Below are 18,140 nucleotides of genomic sequence, written 5' to 3'. Positions count from 1 at the left end.
CTCTGCTGCCGGTCCCCGTAGGCCGTGTCGGGAGATGGCGAAGATTATTTCTACCTGCCCTGCCCTGCGGTAGCCTTAAGGCCTTCGTTGGATGTGTACTCGCCTCTTGCGCCCCGGACGATTTGTCAGCAGCTTTCAGCATCAAGTAGGTCCCGGCGAACGATGATTTCTGTTGTGGTCGGGTCACGACAGCATGCCTTTTGACCGACGATATCTACGTTGGAGGGTCAAACCATTTCGCTTCGTACGCCTCTGGCGCTTCTGATCATATCCCTAGGTGCGATCGCGGCGGCCTGGTGGTGGCTGGCCAAACCGATCAACTTGGCGCGCGCACCGATCGATCCGAATGCCAAACTGCATTGCATATCCTACGCGCCCTTCCGCAACAACCAAACGTCAGAGCCGCCGACACCAGTGCCGCGAGACCAGATCGCGGAAGATCTCGCCCAACTTGCCAAAATAACCGACTGTATCCGTACCTATGCGACTGATCTCGGTCTCAATCAGATCCCCGAACTTGCGTCCAAGGTGGGGCTGAAAGTCATTCAGGGAATTTGGCTCGACAGGGACCGACAGAAGAACGCGACGCAGATATCCACGGGCATACGCCTGGCCCAGCATTATCCGGAAACCATCACCGCGCTCGTGATCGGCAATGAGGTTCTGTTGCATCGGAAGATGACGCCTTCCGACCTTGCTGCCTTAATCCGCTCGGTCAAGGCACAAGTGCCGGTCCCCGTCACCTATTCCGACGTCTGGGAGTACTGGTTGCGCTATCGGGAACTCGGTGACGCGGTCGACTCCGTCACCGTGCATATCCTGCCATATTGGGAAAACGTCCCGGTCCCGGCGAAATCTGCCGCTGCTCACGTCGACGCCGTTCGAAAGCAGGTGGCGTCGGCGTTTCCGGGCAAGGAAATCCTGGTTGGAGAAACTGGTTGGCCGAGCGAAGGGCGGATGCGCGGTTCGGCGCTACCGTCGCGCACCAATCAGGCGCGGGTGGTCTCGGAGGTCCTCGATGTTGCCCGGCGCGAGAATTTCCGCGTCGACCTGTTCGAGGCGTATGATGAATTGTGGAAGCATGAGTTCGAGGGCACCGTCGGCGGATCGTGGGGCTTATTCGATTCCGCGCAGCGCACGCTGAAGTATCCGCCCGGCGTCCCCGTCAGGAATTATCCGCTCTGGAAGCTGCAAATGAGCGCCGGAATGGCGCTGGCGATCCTGGTGTTCGGCGCTGCATGGCTGACCTCGCGCCGGAAGCCCTCGCAGCCCCGGCTCGTCTCATGGTTTGCGGTCGGAATATTGGCAAGCACCGCCGGAGTCCTGTTTGGGGTGGCCGCTCAAAAGATGTTCTATGAAAGCCACCATGCGGGCAGCTGGCTTCTGTGGGGCGCACTTCTGGTGGCGGCAACTGGCTCGCCAGTGTTCGGCGTTAACGCCTTGATGTCGAGGCGCGCACCGCCCACATTTCTTGAACTGCTGGGCCCGAAGGACTACCGCACCCTATCGGTCCTGGCGATGATGCACGGATTGATCTTGATCGTAACCGTCGTGATCGGCGCGGAGACCGCGCTCGGCTTCATGTTTGACCCGCGCGAAAAGGATTTTCCTTTTGCGGCCCTCACTATGGCGGCGGTCCCTTTTGCGGCTATGACGCAGCTCAATGGCCCCAAGAAAGGAATCCGCCCTATGGCGGAAGCAATATTTGCCGGCGTGTTCTTGGTGGCAGCCCTCTATGCGGCGCTTAGCGAAGGGCCGGACAATTGGCAGTCGTTGTGGACTTGTGCTGCCTATATACTGCTTGCGGTTACGCTATGGCGGGCGCGCGCTTGAGAAAACCTGGCCTGCGGACTTCCGGTTTCGGTCATTCGCGTCGGTCCGCCCTGAGTCGAAGGCTTCCTGTTCTCCCCCACTCCAGACCTGCCGATGCGCTGCCTCAACAGGCGATGGGCCATCCACCGCCATGAGTACGAAGTCGTGAGGGTAATCTGGGCGGCCGGATACTGGGCGCAAAGATCGATGCCCCAAGTAGCCCGCGAGCGTGCCAAACAGGCAATGACGGACGGAGGCCGAAGCCTGGTCCGTTCGCATGAACGGCTACGGACGCTTTCCCTTCAAAATGGCCGGGGAGCGGATCTAAGGCGCGCACGGACGCCTGAGCACATGGCTTTCGATCAGGGGTCCTGGGTTCTAGCCCCAGCGCGCTCACCAGGCAAAATCAATGACCCAAGCCCAGCATTTCCCGCCTGAGAATCAAGCCAGGACACATCAGGGTAGCACCGGGGTAACTAACATGTGATCGGCAGAGACCGCGCCTCCGGCAACGCCTGTTTGCGCGCGGCGGAGCGCACAGGAAGAGACGGCTCTGGTGTATCCCAGCCTCGCGAGGTGGAGCCGTTCTCGTTTGCGGGTTTGGACTGGCCACTCCGCGCAGGTTCACGTGCCCTATTTCCAACGCCGTCATTCCGCGCCGCTGCCGCGCATGCTCCGCACTGGCACCGCTCTTGCTGATGAAACGGTAAACCGACCATTAGGCATTGAAATGTGTGACGCCATGAGATCGATGGTGTGTCAAAAGAATGCGGCCGGCATCGCTGTCAGATACGCACCCGTGTTCTTACTGGCCCGTCTGCAGCCACGGCGAAAAACCCTCCGGCTGCACCGAAAGCTGCCAGCCAACTCTAGGCAGATGCGCTCCATGCGCGAGAACTCGTCGGTGTCGTGCTGATGTCGCCCCATGCGGCCGCAGACTTCCGATCGCCGACGCGGTCCCCTCTTTCTCGCAGTTGTGAAGCCGGCACAGATTGTGAGGGAACAGTCGGAGCATCAGATAGGGGCAGTTGCGGAATTGGAGCTGACCCTATGCGCTCGGTTTTGGCGGTGAGTTTCTCGATGCTCCTGTGCACCTCGGCCGACGCTGCGAAGGTGCGTCACTCTCGGGCACGCCAACCCGCGGCGGAACGTCCGAGCCCAGATGTCAATTCTCGGGCACGCTTCGCGGTCCCCGGATGGAGTGACGATGCAACGCGGCGATGGCTGGATAACGCTTCGTCCAATGTCGGCCGCGGTGGCTAACGACCGCCTCAGCCTCTCGCGGCTGCGCGTAACCTCTTTCGTGATGGGGCTCGACGTCCTATCTCCGAGACATTCGTGACGCGCTCGAGTGGAAAGGGATCCAAATGCGCAACTCATAATTGCCGGCGTCACCCTTGCTTCGCTGGTTTCAGCCGAGGCGGCCGATGATTGCCGCAGACAAACAAAGAAGATGGACAGCTGCAGCTACATGCTTATGGGCGGGCAGTCGGTCGATCTACCAGTTGGCGCAGACGTCTGCGTCCGCTCACCCGCCCCATATACAAACGAATACGCGCTGCTTCACTGTTATCTGCCCCTTCAACAGGTCGATCTCGTATCGCGTGGCGATTCCCGCTGTAAGGAAAAGTATGGAGATCGCCAGCGGAAAAAGTAGCCATTCCTGGCCGACGCCTCTCGTTCCGGCTTATCCCGGTCAGGGCGCTGTTCCGGCTCAGCGACCCTGGCTTTTAATCGGTGCCAGAGACCGAAAAACCCGCCGGCTCCGGTAGCCGACGGGTCCTCTATGCCCATGCGTACCGCGGTACTCGTCACCAATCCGCGATGATAGATCCTAACGCGATACCTGTTTACGGTAGGTTACCGCTTTAACCGCCGGCGGTGCGTCAGTAGCCGCTGCCGGGCGCGCCGCTCGGCGCCGGCGCTTCATTGGTCACGCTCCCCTATGATTCGCTTGATCTCATCCTTCACGATCGCCTGATCCTCGGGCGAAGGTTGAGCATATCTCGCTGCGACCTGCTCGGCGGACGCAGCTGCGTCTCTCGACCGCGGCGCTCGTCGACCATCTTCTTGAGGTCCATCAGACAGCCGCCGAGCATCCAGTCGAAGCTGATGCGGTGACGTCGGCAGTACTCGGCAAGGTCCTCGGACGGGGTCCGGCCAACCATGGGCGGCGCATCGAGCTTCCACTCGACCTCTCGGAAAGCTCTGTGCTGAAGTGCGTAGACACTATGTAGGGCATAAATTGCAGTCCGCGCCCTGGGAGCGCTGAAATTGAAATTGAGGGAAAACGTCCGGCTCAGATCACGCCCACAATGATCAAAACTCCGACCTCGACCAGTAGGAGCGTACCCGTCGCTGCGGAGATGAAAAACCAATCACCTAATGACAGGAACTGCATGATCCGCCTCCCAATTTGCCAAAGAAGCGGCCCCTACATCCATTGGACCGCGTAAGCAGGGGCACGATGATGGGGCCGCTTCCAGGAGGTCCTTGACGCGTGCGTCCGGCGCCAAGCATTCGCATTCTAATCCAAATTTAAATCTCGTCTAGCATTTAATTCAGTTAATTGATATTTAATGGGGTGACATTTGAAAAGATTGCAAGCCGCCGATCTCCTAGTGGGGCGAGCGAGGGTCGCTTTTTTGGCGGCGAGCTATCCATCTGCTTGGTCGCGCCATTCGAGCGGCGAGCTCGGGCCTTACGTACATCGGGCCGCCGCCGCATCGGGTTTGTTGGTGTCGACGCCCACAAAGGGAAAGGGAATGGGTCAGCGACGATCTGGACGCACGTGGAGAGGCACGACTTTATCCATGTCGCTGTAACCGGAGCGCCGGCTTTGCAGCTTCACCACCTGCTCGAGTTCGAGAGCCTCTATGGCGAGCTCATCTGCCAAGCGTTCGAAAAGTGCGCGCTTTCGCGGGTCGCTCGATCGCCTGCTCATAAGGACCAAATCCGCGGCATCGGCACGGAGTCTGTTCAATTTTTCCGTTAGGTCCGCCATGGTACCGGCCCCGTCCTAGACCCACCTCGTTATGCGTGACGGGATGCAGGTCAACGGCGGAACACGCCTGGGGGCTTCGTTAACCGATTGTTAGCTCGACATTCGTAGGGCCGAGATGTGTGAACGAGCGCCCGCTAGCTTTGCCGAGCGCGCGTCTGCGGCTATCCGATCAATGCTTCAGTGCGCACACGTGGTCACGAGCAGCATGGTCCGGCATTGCCAATCGGATCCCAACATTGGTTCAGGGACTCCACGAGGAGTACCGATGGCCATAGTAGTACCAGCCGCAACCAGAACAGCGGCGGTCAGCGCGAGCATTCGATAGGTTGCCGAGTTCCACTTCATTGCGCTTCCCTCCAGTGGAAGCGCGCACGCTACGCTCGGTGATACTCTGCCAGTTGTGAACTACTTCACACAATGCGGATCACAGCCTTGTGCAGGAAGCCCGCCGGCATGAATTGGTGGGCATTGTTCGCCAACGTCGCGCCTGCCTAACCGTTGACGATTGACTCTGACGGCGACGCCGCTTGGCTAATCATCGTCGGGGTCGCTGGCGACGTCCCGAGCGACGCGCGCGCCGTATTGGACGGCTAGTTGAGCCGAGCCAAATAGCTCCCCCACATCGTCCGCACATGTCTCTCCCTTGTGAAAAATCGGGAGGTAGTAACGTCGCATAGCCGCGGCCCTCGTCCTTCTAGCGCGATCAGCCCACGGCTCAGGACGGCCTACACCTGTCGAAAAGGACAGGGTCCGTCAAACAGCGCCATTCACAAGGCATTTGCGAACCGCGCGACACGTGTTAGACCGCGCTCCCATCAACGAAGGAGCGCCAAGTTGGCCAAGAAGAAAAAAAGTGTTCGTCGCGAGTGGACGAAAGACGACCTGAAGACGCTGAAGTTACTTGCGAAGCAAAAGACTGGTGTCACGAAGATCGCAAAGAAATTGAAGCGAACGCCGGGCGCGACGGCGGCTAAGGCATTTGTTCTTGGCTTGTCGCTAAGCACGCAATAGCGGGCACCTACTCGGTCATCCGACAGCGCTCTCGCTCCACGCAACCTCGATCTGATAGGATGCCGCGCGATGCGACGTGCGTTTCTGGGCGCCGTTGATCGCGCGCAATATTTTCGTTAAGCATTTCCGAGTATGCGGATGTCATGTTTCGCGCGTTGGGGCAGTTGCTATTGCGAGGTCCGGTAAGCGTTGCTGGCGCCGCTCTGATGGCCCTCTGCGTCGCTGGTGTCCTGTCGTTGGTTGCGACGTACTTTCCGACCAAAGAGCAAACAGTCGTCGAAAACATCGCTCTCAAAAGCGGGTTGCGTACCCAGCCGTTGCGGCACGAGGGTGAGCGCTGAGCATTAGCGGGAACAGCGATGCTTTCCAGGATCGGATATCCCACTGGGTGACCGTCGCAGGAGCTGTCCTCGGACTGGCGGGATTGATCGGTGGGCGTTCCAAAGAAACCGCAAGCGGCAGAAGAAGTGCGAGAACCCGCCGTACTTATCAACCGGCCGTCGGACCGGAGGCGGTCCCAAATCGCCTTGAGAGGACCACTTTCAAGGGCGGGCTAGTTGGTCACCAACGTTGACGCATCGCTGTTTGGTTCTCTTGGTTGAAGATGTTCGCGGAAGGTTTTTCCTACTTTCGGAAAGAAATTTCCGGCACTGAACTTAGCGCGAACATCTATCGCTTTGTGCGTGAGTTCTGACGGGCAGTCGCAGCGCTCTCCGCATTCGCGGATGCCAGCCCATCAACGCGTGCGCCGAGTGCGCCTAGTTGATCTGACATTAGCTTGCGATTACTGCCTTCCGAGGCAAGTTTGCGCTGGACCTCCGCTATCCGGTCCACAAGGCTTTGCTGGCTTGACTGAATGTCTTTCATCGTCTGCTCAAGAGCTGCTACCGCCCTCTTTGTTTGTTCGACGCCAGAATCTCGACGAATAGCAGTCGCCGCCTGTAGGGCATCAATTCTGTTATTCATCCAAACGAACATGCCTCCAGCCAACACAACAATCAGCGCGACCACGAGCCAAGGCAACACCTGACGGTGCGTGCGGGCAGATTCTGTTGGTTCCATCACGGGCTCCTATGAGGAACGCAACCCCATCATACACCTTGAATCGGACTTAGTTACGACCGCCGCCCCAGAGTTGCCTGCAAGATGCCGTGCTCAAAGGAACAAGTCTGCGGCAGACAAGCGTGCAAAGCGAGAGGCATTGAAGGAAGAGCCGGCTGACCGGACTGAGGAAGCCGAGCAAGCAATCGCAGGTCTTGGGAAGGTACTGTGTCAATTGCCAACGCTCGTCCGGTCTTCGAAATCGCCGAACAGAAGATGCGGCGTCCTTTAGCGAGCGCCAACCGCAGGCTCCTAAGTACCTCTAATAACCCCCTCTGCCTCGAATCAAGCTGCCCGACAGCGCGTTCGGCACCCGCCTCGGCGTGGTCGTCGTGTTCGGCCTTGGCGATTGCCCCTCGAGCTCGGGCCGCTGCTCGTCCACTAAGACCAGCGCGAAGCACCGCTCGACGGGCCATTGGCGTCGGCGGGCGTATGGCCACCAACAACTCTGCCCCATTGTCAGTAGGCGGGTTGAAATTTCTCATTTTGGGGATACGCAACTTTTCCCATGGGCCGGTCGTATGTAGTGCGCGCTGGGAAGACTGGCCGATAGGCCCCCGGCCGGTTGCGCTAAATGGCGCGATGCATCGCAGCGAGATAATTGACTTGCTGCGGTGCTCCTACGCACATCCGGCCAACGTCGGTATGCAATCACCTATTCGCGAGACGCGAATACATGTTCAGGAACACTGGCGGATGGGTTGCATTGTTGACTTGTGCTTCAATTGTTTGATGAGGCCGAACAATGCGCCTTCTCCTCAGAATGGTTGCGATTGCGACACTCCCTGCTTGGATTGGATTGAATGCGAACACCGCTGCAGCAGAGGATTTCAATGAGCGGTGGTCCATCATTCCAAAGGCTCACGCTGAGCCGGCTCCTGAAGGACTCGATCAGACAAAAAAGGATGAGGCGCAACCGCAACTTCCGAACGGACAAGAGCCCTTGAATGCTCGTTCGGGCACTCAATCTTACAACCGGGTCTTTTCCGGAAAAGCCTCCTACTACTCCTACTCCAAAGGCAAGACCGCGAGCGGTTCATCATTTGACCGGAATCTACTAACCGCGGCGCACCGACGTCTGCCGTTCGGCACGAGGGTCCGGGTCATTGATCTTGAGACGAAGAAGTCGGTGGTGGTTCGTATCACCGACCGCGGACCATGGGTCCGTGGCCGCGTCCTCGACCTCTCGCTCGCCGCGGCGCGTACCTTAGGGATTACGGATCGTGGCGTGGCTCCGGTTCGTGCTGAGGTGTTGTAGCAGTCGTCCATCGCCTTGCGAGAATACGCAACCGCTGCCCCGCGCCCTTACATCAATGGTCCGGTTTTGGGTCTGAACGTGCCGCGGCTCTGAACAATCCCGACGCTATTGCGGTCATCGTGACCGCCCTCCGGCTTTCTCACGGCGACGAAGCTGCACGAGCCATGCTGGTCGGTGGCATGAGCCTAGCCGCGCTGATAGACGCGATGTTCTCCGCACCGATCGGCCGACGCGATGCCGTTCACAACATCACAAGCGCGTTGGACGACTTTGCCATTTCACCGGAACTCGGCCCGGTCTGGCACCTTCGCTACCTTTACGAAAGTCATGGCTCGCTTCGCGTCGTCGATATGGAGATTGCGACGCCAACCGGCACGCTGTCCAGTAAAGACGTCTGGCTTCGTCTGCCCGTCTAGCTTATCTCGCCACCTCTGCGATGTGGCCGGTGCTGTCGATGATTACCGAGCGCGTGGTGCCTTCCTTGACGGCCTTGTAGGTCTTGATCTTGCCGGCCGGTAATTCCTGGATCTGGGAGTAGCCCGCGGCACGAAGCTTGGCGATGACCTCCTCAGACGTCAGGCTGAGCGCGGACGGGCATGCCCAGACCACTGCGAGGGGAGCGATGACGAAAGATCGCAGCACTTGCCCTCCTTACGCGCTCGCCCTCACCAGGTTGGCGCGTTAGCCTACCCGGCGATCGGTCCCGACAGCATCTCCATCCCGGCCTCGATGGCCGCAATGTCTTGCTCGAGCTGGGCGATCGACGACCCGCAGTCGAAGCCAGTCATGGCTTTCAGATCGAGCGCCAAGCGCCCGCGGTGCATCCTCAACTCCTCGAGCGGCTGATGGTCGTTCAGTCTTGCGTAGCCGTCCACAATCAACTCAATCGCACTCGACATAACGCTACCCCACAATACGAGTTCGGATGTGCAATGCGTCTAGCCTACGACCGTCAGCCGCCCCGGGGAAGTATCTAAACGCTGATTGGTCACGGAACCCGACTTGGCACCCGCTTTGCTGCAGCGGCCGGCTGGCGGGGCGTCTCCCGGCTAACGAGGGCTTGACCGACACCTGGCGAGGCGGGTCAGCCGCCACAAAGTCTAACGGCTTGCCTCCGGAGGAATCCTCCGGATGAGCACCAAGTCGCGAGAGGTCATGCGGGGCGGTAGGGGTTATGGTGACCTTGCCCCCCGGGCTTAATCCAGTTTGGAGTTCGCTCTCGCCCAAGACGAGGACCAGAGCATGAAGCGCAGTCGTTTCACGGAAGAGCAGATCATCGGAATCTTGAAGAAGCACGAGGCCGGGGTTTCAGTGGCCGATCTGTGCCGCAAGCACGGCGTGAGCGACGCCAGTTAAAAATGGAAGACCAGGTTCGGCGGGATGGACGTCTCCGAGGCCAAGCGGCTGAGAACGCTGGAGGACGAGAACACCAGCCTGAAGCGGCTCCGGGCCGACGCCATGCTGAACAATGCGGCGCTCTGGTGGATGCCCATGGGATGAGCGAACGGCGGGCGTGTAAAGCCATCGGCTGCTGCCGCATGACCATGAGATATCGGACGACGCGGACTGACGATGCCAGCCTTCGCCAGCGCATGAGGGCGATTGCCCAGGAACGCCGCCGCTTCGGCTACCGGCGACTGCTGATCGAGGGTCAAAGCCGCACCGCTTGGGTACTGGGTCAGTTTGAAACTGGCAGGATAGAAGGGTGGCGTCAGGACGATTCAGGGCGCATACACATGGGCAATGGGCGAGCTTGCAAAAAGAGCGTGGTTACTTTCGATCGAGTACGGCGTCTCGCCGGACCTAGCCCCGACATATGGGTGGTTCTACGTCGGCTTCGCCAATGAAGAGGCAGCTAAAAACGCGCTTCGCGCCCACCTCGGCACACGCGTTGGCAAGAGGGTAATCAAGGGCGAGCGGCTGTTGGTCCCTGATGAGATAGCCAAAAACCGCTGGGAAACGGTCAAGTGGTCAAGTTCGGCGGCCCCAAACCTAGAGCACAGCAGAATGACCCAAGCGCCCTAGAAACCAGCTCGCTAAGTCGATTATCGACATTGCGACGGACGAAGCTCCTGGGCGAACGGACGTAGCTCCTGGTCGGTTGACCCTTGAACGAGGACAAATGCCGCCAGTGGCGGGCCAAAACCTCGGAGAAAACCCCAAAGCGAATTCGCACAGCGAAACGCCATCCGGGCCGTATTCTACAACGAACCGCGCGCGTGCCGCGCAGAAGTAGTAAAGAGGCACCGGGCCACACCCCCTGCTGGTTTGTGTGAGCGCGAAGCGCTCGCCGCACAGGAACGCCACCAGGCCTCACCTGCTGCACCCGATGGAACGGGTATTCCTGGGCGTCATTATCGCCGCTATCCTGCTCCTGCTCGTGGCCTTGGCAGCCACGGGGATGTCCCTGCTTTAGCGCGAAGCGCTCGCGGGCCGTTTGCATGCACCAAACGCGCCGCGGTTAGCGCCGGGTCCTGTGCCTGCCAACATCAGGATGAGACATGTATCTCAAGCTGAACATCTCCGATGCGGACCGCGCGGTCCTCCTGCATAACCTCTGGCGTATGCACGACATCTTCGTGGAAATGGGTGACACGGGCCCGCAGTTCTTCGCTGACTACAAGGATATGCTGGACTCGATTGAGCGGAGGAAGGATCTCGATCCGACATCGGTCGAGCTCGTCCTCCGAACGATGGAGCAAATCCGGGAGCACAATCTCCTCGGCCCCGAGAGGGCACACCAGGCCGACACGCTCAGCCGGATCGAGGCCGACATCAAGCGGGACGGCAGGACGATGTTCAAGAAGTTCCGGATGCCGTTCTGAGGGATGTCCCAGCCCTCAGCGTGGGGGACAGCGGGACACGGGACAACCGGCAATCAAGGCGGCAACGCCGCGCCGGCGCCCGCGCCAAGTCGAGCACGCTCCCAACGGCTTGCGGCTAGGGCCGCGCCACTACGCCCTGCCCAGCCTGCAACGATGCCGCCGGACGAGATGCCAGTGCCGCCGAAGGATTTCGACCCCAGCATCACCAGCATGGAGGTCATGCGCGCCGCTGGTGAGAAAGCCGCCCCGAAAGCGGCGCGGGAAGTCGCTGAACTAAGACCTATTCTCACAAACGTCGGCTTAGCAACGCAAGCGGAAGTCTCCCACTTTGACCGTGATCGGCGGTTGCAGAACGGACTCAAGAGAAAGCACGACGCTTACTCGTTGGCGGCCAGTCTATATGGATCAGGGACCGAAGACGGCGGAGACTCCAGCCAAAACGCGCCATGTGGGGGTCGCTTGAATCCCGTTGTAGTCGTTAAGGACCGGAATGCCGACCATCACGTAGCTCGACCAGTTCTCGACCGTAAGGCGCAGACCCGGCGAAATGAACACCGTGTTGCCACCTGAGTTTGGATCGGCGATGCCGAAGGTTCGCTGCTTCTCGTGCCACTCGCCGTTAATCTCAAGCAAAGCGTCGAGGGCAACATGACCGTGCGGAGCGGCCAGCATCGGGGTCTTGGTCACCATCCGTGAGCGATCATGACCGGCGTGTGCATAGGTAGCACGCGGGTCATGGGAATGCGGCTCGCTGGCCGTTTCGCCGAACAGTCGGTAGGCCAATGCGCCGTTATAGAGAAACCGGTTGCCGAGATTGGTGTCTTGAGTCCCAGTCCTGGTTGCAATCGCGAGTACGTTGGCGTGAAAGCTCAAGGCGGGATACAATTGCTGGCTGAAGGCGACACCGAACAAGCCATCCCAAGATCCCGATCCGGGTTGAAACTCTGCCTCGAAGGTTTCCCCAAATGGATCGACCAGGTTGGTCGCGCCGGTCGGGGCCTTGGCGCCGAACAGCACCGCCGCCTGCGTTCCGCTCACCCGATTGTTCAGAAAGCGATATTGGCCTAGCACGGTTACATCGCCAAAGCCCGATGTGTTGCCGCGGTCACGCACGGTGGCAGGATCCTCCTGCACGCCTTCGAGAATACCGGTGCGGCGCACCCATGGCAGGCGCACCGATACCGTGAAATCGTTGGTGATGCCAACAGCAAGGGCAAGGACGCGGCTCTCGACCGTTTGCAGGCCATGGACGTCGTTACCGACATTGGCGAGCAGAGTTAGATTGCTCAGTTGCTGCAGCCGGAGATAGTCAACGAACACGGAAAAGGCGGCCCTCAGCGAGGGTGCCAGCGCCGATCGTGAAAATGCCGCCGGCACCACCGATACCGCCGATGCCTTGGATGATGCGCCGATGCGGCGCTCGCGCTGATGGCCGTGGATGCAACCAGAGCTGCAGTGAGTAAGAATCGATTGGTCAACGTCCGCCCCCTTTGACGTCACGCGCGGCATCGATCGTACGTTAATTCTGTCGCTTCGGCTATTGGGCCGTTAGCTGCCCTATCGCAAGCGTCGAGGCGTGGACTGCTTTTGACCCTTTTGCGAGGTGGCTGCCGAACCGACTACGTGCGATTATCGGGGTAGACCGGAAGTGCGCGGCAAAACCAAAACCGCGCTTTGATCCGCGGCGGATTCCGCCGGCCCGTTCAGCCTTGTCGCGGCCACTGATTGCGGGCAGACTGGCAGTGGCATGAGAGGGCAAGAGCCATGCAACGCCGGCTTGCGGCCATTCTAGCGGCGGACGTGGTCGGCTACAGCCGGCTAATGGGCGCCGACGAGATGGGGACCCTCAATTCCCTCAAGTCGCACCGCCGAGAACTGGTCGACTGCGGCATTTCCGATCACCACGGCCGCATCGTCAAAACCACCGGCGATGGGATGCTGGTGGAATTCGCCAGCGTCGTGGATGCGGTCGCCTGTGCGGTCAAGATTCAGCGCAGCATGGTGGGGCGCAACGCAGGGGTCGCTGCGGAACGGCAGGTCGTGTTCCGGATTGGGATCAACGTCGGCGATATTATCATCGACGGCGACGATATCTTCGGCGACGGCGTCAACATCGCGGCGCGCTTGGAAACGCTCTGCGAGCCCGGCGGCGTATGCATATCCAGGGCGGCGAACGACCAGATCCGGGACAAGCTGTCGATGGCTTTTGCTGATTTGGGCGAGCAGGCTGTGAAGAACATCTCGCGCGCGGTCGGCGTGTTCGGGCTCACTGCCAAGGACATCGAGGCGATTCCAGACGCCGCGATTCCCTCGTCTGCGGAAGACACGGTCGCGGCGTCAACCGTCCAACACAAGCAGGAAATTCACTTCTGCCAGACCGCCGACGGCGTGCAGTTGGCCTACGCCAGGACCGGCCAAGGGCATCCGCTGGTGAAGACGGGGCACTGGATGACCCACATCGAATTCGACTTCGAAAGTCCAATCTGGCGGCATCTCTACCGGGAATTGTCCCGCGAGCACCTTTTCATCCGATATGACGCAAGGGGAAATGGGCTTTCGGATCGTGACGTCCCCGACGTAACATTCGAGCGGTTAGTCGATGACCTCGAAGCGGTGGTCGACGCCGCGGGCATCGAACGGTTCGCGCTGCTCGGCATATCCCAGGGGTGCGCAGTCTCGATTGCCTACGCGGTCCGGCATCCGGAGCGAGTGTCGCATCTGATTCTCTACGGAGGTTATGTTGTCGGCTGGAAGAAGCGCGCCAGGACCGAGGCGGAGAAGGCGGCCGGAGATGCGATGCTGACGCTGATGCGGCTGGGATGGGGACAGGAAAACCCGGCTTTCAGGCAGATGTTCACGTCGCTGTTTATTCCGGACGCTAACAAGGAGCAGGCCGACTGGTTTAACGAGCTACAGCGTATATCGAGCTCGGCCGAAGACGCAGCGCGCAATTTACTGGCAAATGGCGAAGTGGAGATCAGCTCACTACTGCCGCGGGTCAAGGTGCCGACCCTTGTCATGCATTGCCGCAACGACGCCAGAGTGCCGTTCGAGTCGGGCCGTCGGCTGGCCGCGGGGATTCCCGGCGCCCGATTTGTCCCGCTCGAAGGCCGGAATCATATCATGCTGGAGGGCGAGCCGGCTTTGGCACGCTTTCTCGACGAGCTACGATCATTTCTTGCCTCCGATACTCAACACTAAAGGTACTGGGTACGGCGGCTCCGTTTAGCCGCCAATATGCGCCACGGGTTGCCCGTTGATCTCTTTCTTGGGCCGGTTGGAGACGTGCCGGTCCGGCCTGACCACGTCCGTTTATCCGCTTCGAACGCTGGTCATCGCCTCACGGGCAAACCGACGCGATTGACCCGCAGCGGACGCGCACTTCAGTCATCAGCCACCGCCAAACTTGGATGGATCATCGTAGGCAGGAGGATCGTCGTGATCGGTCCGGAGACCTCCCGGAACGGAATCGTCGCGATAGATGCGCACGCCCCGTGGAGTGGTATAGCTCGGGATGACCGCCTGGCCAGGACGCATGATGGCTTGCCGCGAGTTGTGATGCCACCTTGGCGCGGCGTTCGCAGAAGCACACGACGCGATCCCAAGGCATAATCCGAAGATAAAACGCATTGCATTTTCTCCAAAGCAAGCCCTGTTGTATGTGGTGCGCGCGCCACTCCTTGCTTTCACATTCGAACGAGGCTTTAGGCCCGTTTACGAATTCAATCCGGCCGCTTGGATGTCCGGTCACCGAGATCATCGGTCCAGATTTGCCCAAGGGAGTTCTTCGCATTTTGACTCGAAGACGACTTTGGAGTTCGCGCAGCCCGCTTCCTGATCCGGTCTGGCTGCCGAGTTGCCCCCAAAGCCCCAGCGGATTGTGGGCTTAATTGGATAGACCGCAGGTTTGGGATGAGATTTGTCCGAGAGCATCAAACGTTAGAACTACACTGACGACGCCGTGCCTCGCGACATATGTGATTAGAGTTCCATCATCCGATGGATGCAGGTTGTCCAGCTCCGAAGCTGGAAATTGCCGAACCCGGTCCGTCCAATAAGCGTGGAGGCCCTCTCTGCCAGTGATGGGAGCTTTCATGCTACCACAGCCGCAATGGACTGTCGCATCGTCAGCATACATCTCCAGGATAGTTTCAATCTCGCCAGCGCGGTAGGCGTCGAGCCAATCAACCGCAGCGGCCATCGGGTCGAAGGACATTGTTCCTCACCTACATGCCGTGATCGACGGCAGATGTAGGATTGAGCTCATGAACGCAAGATCAAAATCCAGAGTTCCGCGTCTGTAGTTCTCCGGCTAATCAACGAATTTGGGCAGAGCAATATTGATGAGTGCCTCTCATCCCGTCGCACCAGCAACATCGCCTGTTGGCCCGTAGCTGACCTTAGCTCAGCATGCCGCGAGGTCTGCTTTTGGGAGGCAAGCTGAAGCACGCAATGCGAGCTGCCAAGGTAGCTTTTGACGCGATGCCGACCTGTGTTGGCGCAGCGGCCGGTCGGAAATCGGGTGGATCGATCTGAGTGAAATCCTATCGTGGGCGGGCGCACATAGGAGCACGACATGCACAAGTTTCACTCTATCGCAGCTCCTTGTGGAGATGGCCTCCGACCAGAACTGCGAGAGCTGTTCGAACGGCTGGCGATTGATCCTCAGTCTGGGCCGCACATCCGTCCCGACGGCATGGTCCAAGCCGGCCCCGATCCCGTCTCCAAGGCGTCCACTCGAACTGAAAACACAAACAGAGGAATTAGCTACATGTCGAAGGAAAGTGACAACAAGGCCATCGTGGGTCGCTGGTTTACAGACTTTTGGGGCGCGACCTGCAACCTGAACATAGTAGACGAACTCGCAGCGCCGGACATGCTGTTGCAGTATTCGCTTCACGAACCTCGTCGCGGCCGCGAGGACATTAAAGCCTTCATGACCGACTTTCGAAAGGCGTTTCCGGACCTCAACTTCTGGGGTGCCGCTGACCTGATTGCTGAAGGCGATTACGTCGTTGGACGCTGGGAAGGTGGTGGCACGCACACCGGGCCCGCCTTCGGCGACTTTTTGGCGGGATCGCTGCCTGCCAACACAGGGCGCAACATGAAGTTCACCGGTACGACCGTCCTGAAGCTCAAGGATCGCAAGATTGTCGAGGAGATTGGCCTCGACGATGGTGTGGCGGCCTTGACACAGCTTGGACTTATCAAGGCTGCCGCATAGGCCTATTTCTAATGTAACGAACGGCACGGTAGGCTCGACATCGACCAATAGCGCCGGCGCAACCATCAGCGGCGGTCTGGCCGGAATTCGGGGCGGCTTTGCCAATGTTATGAATTCGGGCAGCATCAGCGCAACTATGGCGCTGGGCGTCGGCACAGACTCGCTATCCGACCGACGGTGACAAACGTTCGTCTCCGCTCAAGCGAAGAACATACCCGCGGAAGCTAACGTTCCTTATCCACAAGAAAAGGCCTCCGCCAGTGGCGGAGGCAAGTCTAGGAGGGACACTATCGTCAGCATGGCGAACGGCATTGCCGCGCTGCCGTTCCTCCACCAGCCGCAGACCGCGGAAGAAATCACAAGAGTTTAAACCTGGGTTATTTCTTCGACAGGCCTTTGAACGAACTGGCCCGCAGCGGGCCTTGGGAGGTGATGTCCCGGTATTCGAGGTCGGCGTAGAACTTCGGCTCGACCCAGGTCGCCTTCGGTTTCCTGACAGGCTTGGTGAGCTTTTGTTTCGGACTGATGACGGTATCGAGAGCCTTGCGGATCTCCGCCGATTTCGTCCGGCTCCAGCCCGTCCCGACTTTCCCCATGTACCGCAGCTCTTTCCCTTCCTGCTTGCCGAGGTAGAGCGCGGCGACGCCGGACGGGTCCTTGACGAAGCCAACGACGGGAAATTTCTCGCGCTGGACGGTCTTGATCTTTTGCCAGGTCTCAACCCGCTCCGACCGGTACGGGGCATCAACCCGCTTCGAGACGATGCCTTCGTAGTTAAGCTTGCCGGCCGCCTCGAACAGCGCCTGCCCGTCACCTTCATGGTGCTCACTGTAGAAGATCGGTGCTTCCAGCCCGTTCTCGTCTATCAGCTGCTTCAGGAGCTCCTTGCGGGCAAGCTGAGCCATTCTGCGAAGGTCCTTGCCGTCCAACCATAGAAGATCGAAGGCGAAGTAAACCAGCCGGTCCTGGTCGCCTCGGCCGAGGTCCGCCTGGAGTTCGGAGAAGTTGGTTCGCTCTTTATGGATGACGACCACCTCGCCGTCGACGATCGCCTGACCCGGGATATCGAAGGCGCCGGCAATGACCGAGAACCTGTCGACCCAGTTATGGCCATTCCTGGTGAAGGCCTTCCGGCCGTCGCCGCCGATGTGCAGCTGGATGCGGTAGCCGTCGTATTTGACTTCGTGAATCCACTGAGCCCCCGAAGGAGCTTTCATCTTCAGGGTCGCAAGCTGGGGACTGATAAAGCCCGGCATGGAAGTTTGCGGCTTCTTGGCCGGTGCTCCGGTACGCTTTGCCACTCAAGCAACTCACAAAAACCCCGCCGCCGGTGTTGGGAGCCGACGGCGGGACAGTCTACCTTCTTAGTCACGGGACTCATAACTTCGGGGCTGCCAGCGTGTTCCCGCGGAGGGCAATACAACCGGTTCAGTGCTTTCTTGAGAACAAAGCCGAACAGTAAGCCAACGCGACGCGATAATCCGTTCTCGGTTACGCGGGCTGCGGTGCACCACACCTGACAAGAGATCGATGCCGATAACGCAGGCCGGCCTAGCGGCAGTTTGCTTGCACCACTGATTGACCGCGGAGATGACGCCGAACGTCAAAAGCCATGGAGTCGATTGTCGCAAGTGTGAAGGTCGGGGATCGGCGCGCTCTGGTCGGCGCGCCTTAAAGCCCATCCCTACGCACGAGGGGCATCGGCGGCGACCGCGTGATCTGGGATGGCATTTCGATCGGCAAGGCGATGCACGAGTGCTTCGATGTTGTCTGCGTTCATCGATGTGATATCGTCGCGGATGATCCTTTTGACGGGTTGTATGCTGGGTCGCCTTGCAGTTTTGTGGGTCCCGCTATGGGCGAAATTCGCAACTTCCGATCCGGGAACAACGGTGACCCCCCTTC

The 18,140-nt window shown here is 59.6% G+C and carries 14 protein-coding genes and 1 pseudogene; 8 read left to right on the top strand and 7 right to left on the bottom strand.

Annotated elements, in window-relative coordinates:
* The first annotated feature begins 219 nt into the window (after positions 1-219).
* Positions 220-1,833 (top strand): glycosyl hydrolase family 17 protein, encoded by a 1,614-nt coding sequence (locus IVA75_RS07840; RefSeq protein ID WP_247282093.1) that lies wholly within the window; start codon positions 220-222, stop codon positions 1,831-1,833.
* 3,817 nt (positions 1,834-5,650) lie between these two features.
* Positions 5,651-5,827 (top strand): hypothetical protein, encoded by a 177-nt coding sequence (locus IVA75_RS07835; protein WP_198293370.1) that lies wholly within the window; start codon positions 5,651-5,653, stop codon positions 5,825-5,827.
* Between the two features lie 669 nt (positions 5,828-6,496).
* Here IVA75_RS07835 and IVA75_RS07830 read toward each other — a convergent pair.
* On the bottom strand, positions 6,497-6,889 hold the full coding sequence (locus IVA75_RS07830) for a hypothetical protein (protein WP_247282092.1): 393 nt from the start codon (positions 6,887-6,889) through the stop codon (positions 6,497-6,499).
* Positions 6,890-7,673: 784 nt separating this feature from the next.
* On the opposite strand from IVA75_RS07830, the gene IVA75_RS07825 reads away from it, so the two are divergent.
* Positions 7,674-8,186, top strand: coding sequence for a septal ring lytic transglycosylase RlpA family protein (locus tag IVA75_RS07825; RefSeq protein WP_247282091.1), 513 nt, complete (start codon positions 7,674-7,676; stop codon positions 8,184-8,186).
* 119 nt (positions 8,187-8,305) lie between these two features.
* Positions 8,306-8,602, top strand: coding sequence for a hypothetical protein (locus IVA75_RS07820; protein WP_346283285.1), 297 nt, complete (start codon positions 8,306-8,308; stop codon positions 8,600-8,602).
* A gap of 1 nt (position 8,603) precedes the next feature.
* Here IVA75_RS07820 and IVA75_RS07815 read toward each other — a convergent pair whose 3' ends face one another.
* Together IVA75_RS07815 and IVA75_RS07810 are read right to left on the bottom strand one after the other, a co-directional pair.
* On the bottom strand, positions 8,604-8,828 hold the full coding sequence (locus tag IVA75_RS07815) for a hypothetical protein (protein ID WP_247282090.1): 225 nt from the start codon (positions 8,826-8,828) through the stop codon (positions 8,604-8,606).
* A 44-nt stretch (positions 8,829-8,872) separates the two neighbouring features.
* Positions 8,873-9,085, bottom strand: a complete 213-nt coding sequence (locus tag IVA75_RS07810) for a hypothetical protein (RefSeq protein WP_247282089.1) — start codon at positions 9,083-9,085, stop codon at positions 8,873-8,875.
* 343 nt (positions 9,086-9,428) lie between these two features.
* On the opposite strand from IVA75_RS07810, the pseudogene IVA75_RS07805 reads away from it, so the two are divergent.
* Positions 9,429-9,832, top strand: a pseudogene (locus tag IVA75_RS07805) (transposase); the annotation flags it as partial.
* Positions 9,833-10,687: 855 nt separating this feature from the next.
* Positions 10,688-11,011 (top strand): hypothetical protein, encoded by a 324-nt coding sequence (locus tag IVA75_RS07800; protein WP_247282088.1) that lies wholly within the window; start codon positions 10,688-10,690, stop codon positions 11,009-11,011.
* 405 nt (positions 11,012-11,416) lie between these two features.
* Here IVA75_RS07800 and IVA75_RS07795 read toward each other — a convergent pair whose 3' ends face one another.
* Positions 11,417-12,520, bottom strand: a complete 1,104-nt coding sequence (locus tag IVA75_RS07795; protein ID WP_247282087.1) for a transporter — start codon at positions 12,518-12,520, stop codon at positions 11,417-11,419.
* A gap of 255 nt (positions 12,521-12,775) precedes the next feature.
* On the opposite strand from IVA75_RS07795, the gene IVA75_RS40330 reads away from it, so the two are divergent.
* Entirely contained in the window at positions 12,776-14,212 is a 1,437-nt protein-coding gene (locus IVA75_RS40330; RefSeq protein WP_346658412.1) for an alpha/beta fold hydrolase, read from the top strand.
* A 685-nt stretch (positions 14,213-14,897) separates the two neighbouring features.
* Here IVA75_RS40330 and IVA75_RS07780 read toward each other — a convergent pair.
* Positions 14,898-15,212, bottom strand: coding sequence for a nuclear transport factor 2 family protein (locus IVA75_RS07780; RefSeq protein WP_256465064.1), 315 nt, complete (start codon positions 15,210-15,212; stop codon positions 14,898-14,900).
* Positions 15,213-15,782: 570 nt separating this feature from the next.
* Between IVA75_RS07780 and IVA75_RS07775 the strand changes: the two genes are divergently transcribed.
* A complete protein-coding gene (locus IVA75_RS07775) occupies positions 15,783-16,235 on the top strand; it encodes an ester cyclase (protein WP_247282102.1) in 453 nt (150 codons plus the stop codon).
* Positions 16,236-16,612: 377 nt separating this feature from the next.
* Here IVA75_RS07775 and ligD read toward each other — a convergent pair whose 3' ends face one another.
* The gene (ligD, locus tag IVA75_RS07770) at positions 16,613-17,536 is read right to left on the bottom strand and encodes a non-homologous end-joining DNA ligase (protein ID WP_247282086.1); all 924 of its coding nucleotides are present in this window, start codon (positions 17,534-17,536) and stop codon (positions 16,613-16,615) included.
* Positions 17,537-17,919: 383 nt separating this feature from the next.
* Positions 17,920-18,140: hypothetical protein (locus tag IVA75_RS07765; RefSeq protein ID WP_247282085.1), on the bottom strand; the 221-nt coding region annotated here is incomplete at its 5' end.

Source organism: Bradyrhizobium sp. 134 (assembly GCF_023074155.1).
Classification (GTDB): domain Bacteria; phylum Pseudomonadota; class Alphaproteobacteria; order Rhizobiales; family Xanthobacteraceae; genus Bradyrhizobium.
The sequence above is the reverse complement of the archived record's forward strand: the minus strand, read 5'-3'. Positions and strand labels throughout refer to the sequence as shown.

Bases quoted from the DNA above. Each gene is read 5' to 3' on its own strand.
- IVA75_RS07830 (WP_247282092.1), bottom strand. From the start codon at position 6,889: ATGGAACCAACAGAATCTGCCCGCACGCACCGTCAGGTGTTGCCTTGG.
- IVA75_RS07825 (WP_247282091.1), top strand. From the start codon at position 7,674: ATGCGCCTTCTCCTCAGAATGGTTGCGATTGCGACACTCCCTGCTTGG.
- IVA75_RS07810 (WP_247282089.1), bottom strand. From the start codon at position 9,085: ATGTCGAGTGCGATTGAGTTGATTGTGGACGGCTACGCAAGACTGAAC.
- IVA75_RS07800 (WP_247282088.1), top strand. From the start codon at position 10,688: ATGTATCTCAAGCTGAACATCTCCGATGCGGACCGCGCGGTCCTCCTG.
- IVA75_RS07795 (WP_247282087.1), bottom strand. From the start codon at position 12,520: ATGCCGCGCGTGACGTCAAAGGGGGCGGACGTTGACCAATCGATTCTT.
- IVA75_RS40330 (WP_346658412.1), top strand. From the start codon at position 12,776: ATGCAACGCCGGCTTGCGGCCATTCTAGCGGCGGACGTGGTCGGCTAC.
- IVA75_RS07780 (WP_256465064.1), bottom strand. From the start codon at position 15,212: ATGGCCGCTGCGGTTGATTGGCTCGACGCCTACCGCGCTGGCGAGATT.
- IVA75_RS07775 (WP_247282102.1), top strand. From the start codon at position 15,783: ATGTCGAAGGAAAGTGACAACAAGGCCATCGTGGGTCGCTGGTTTACA.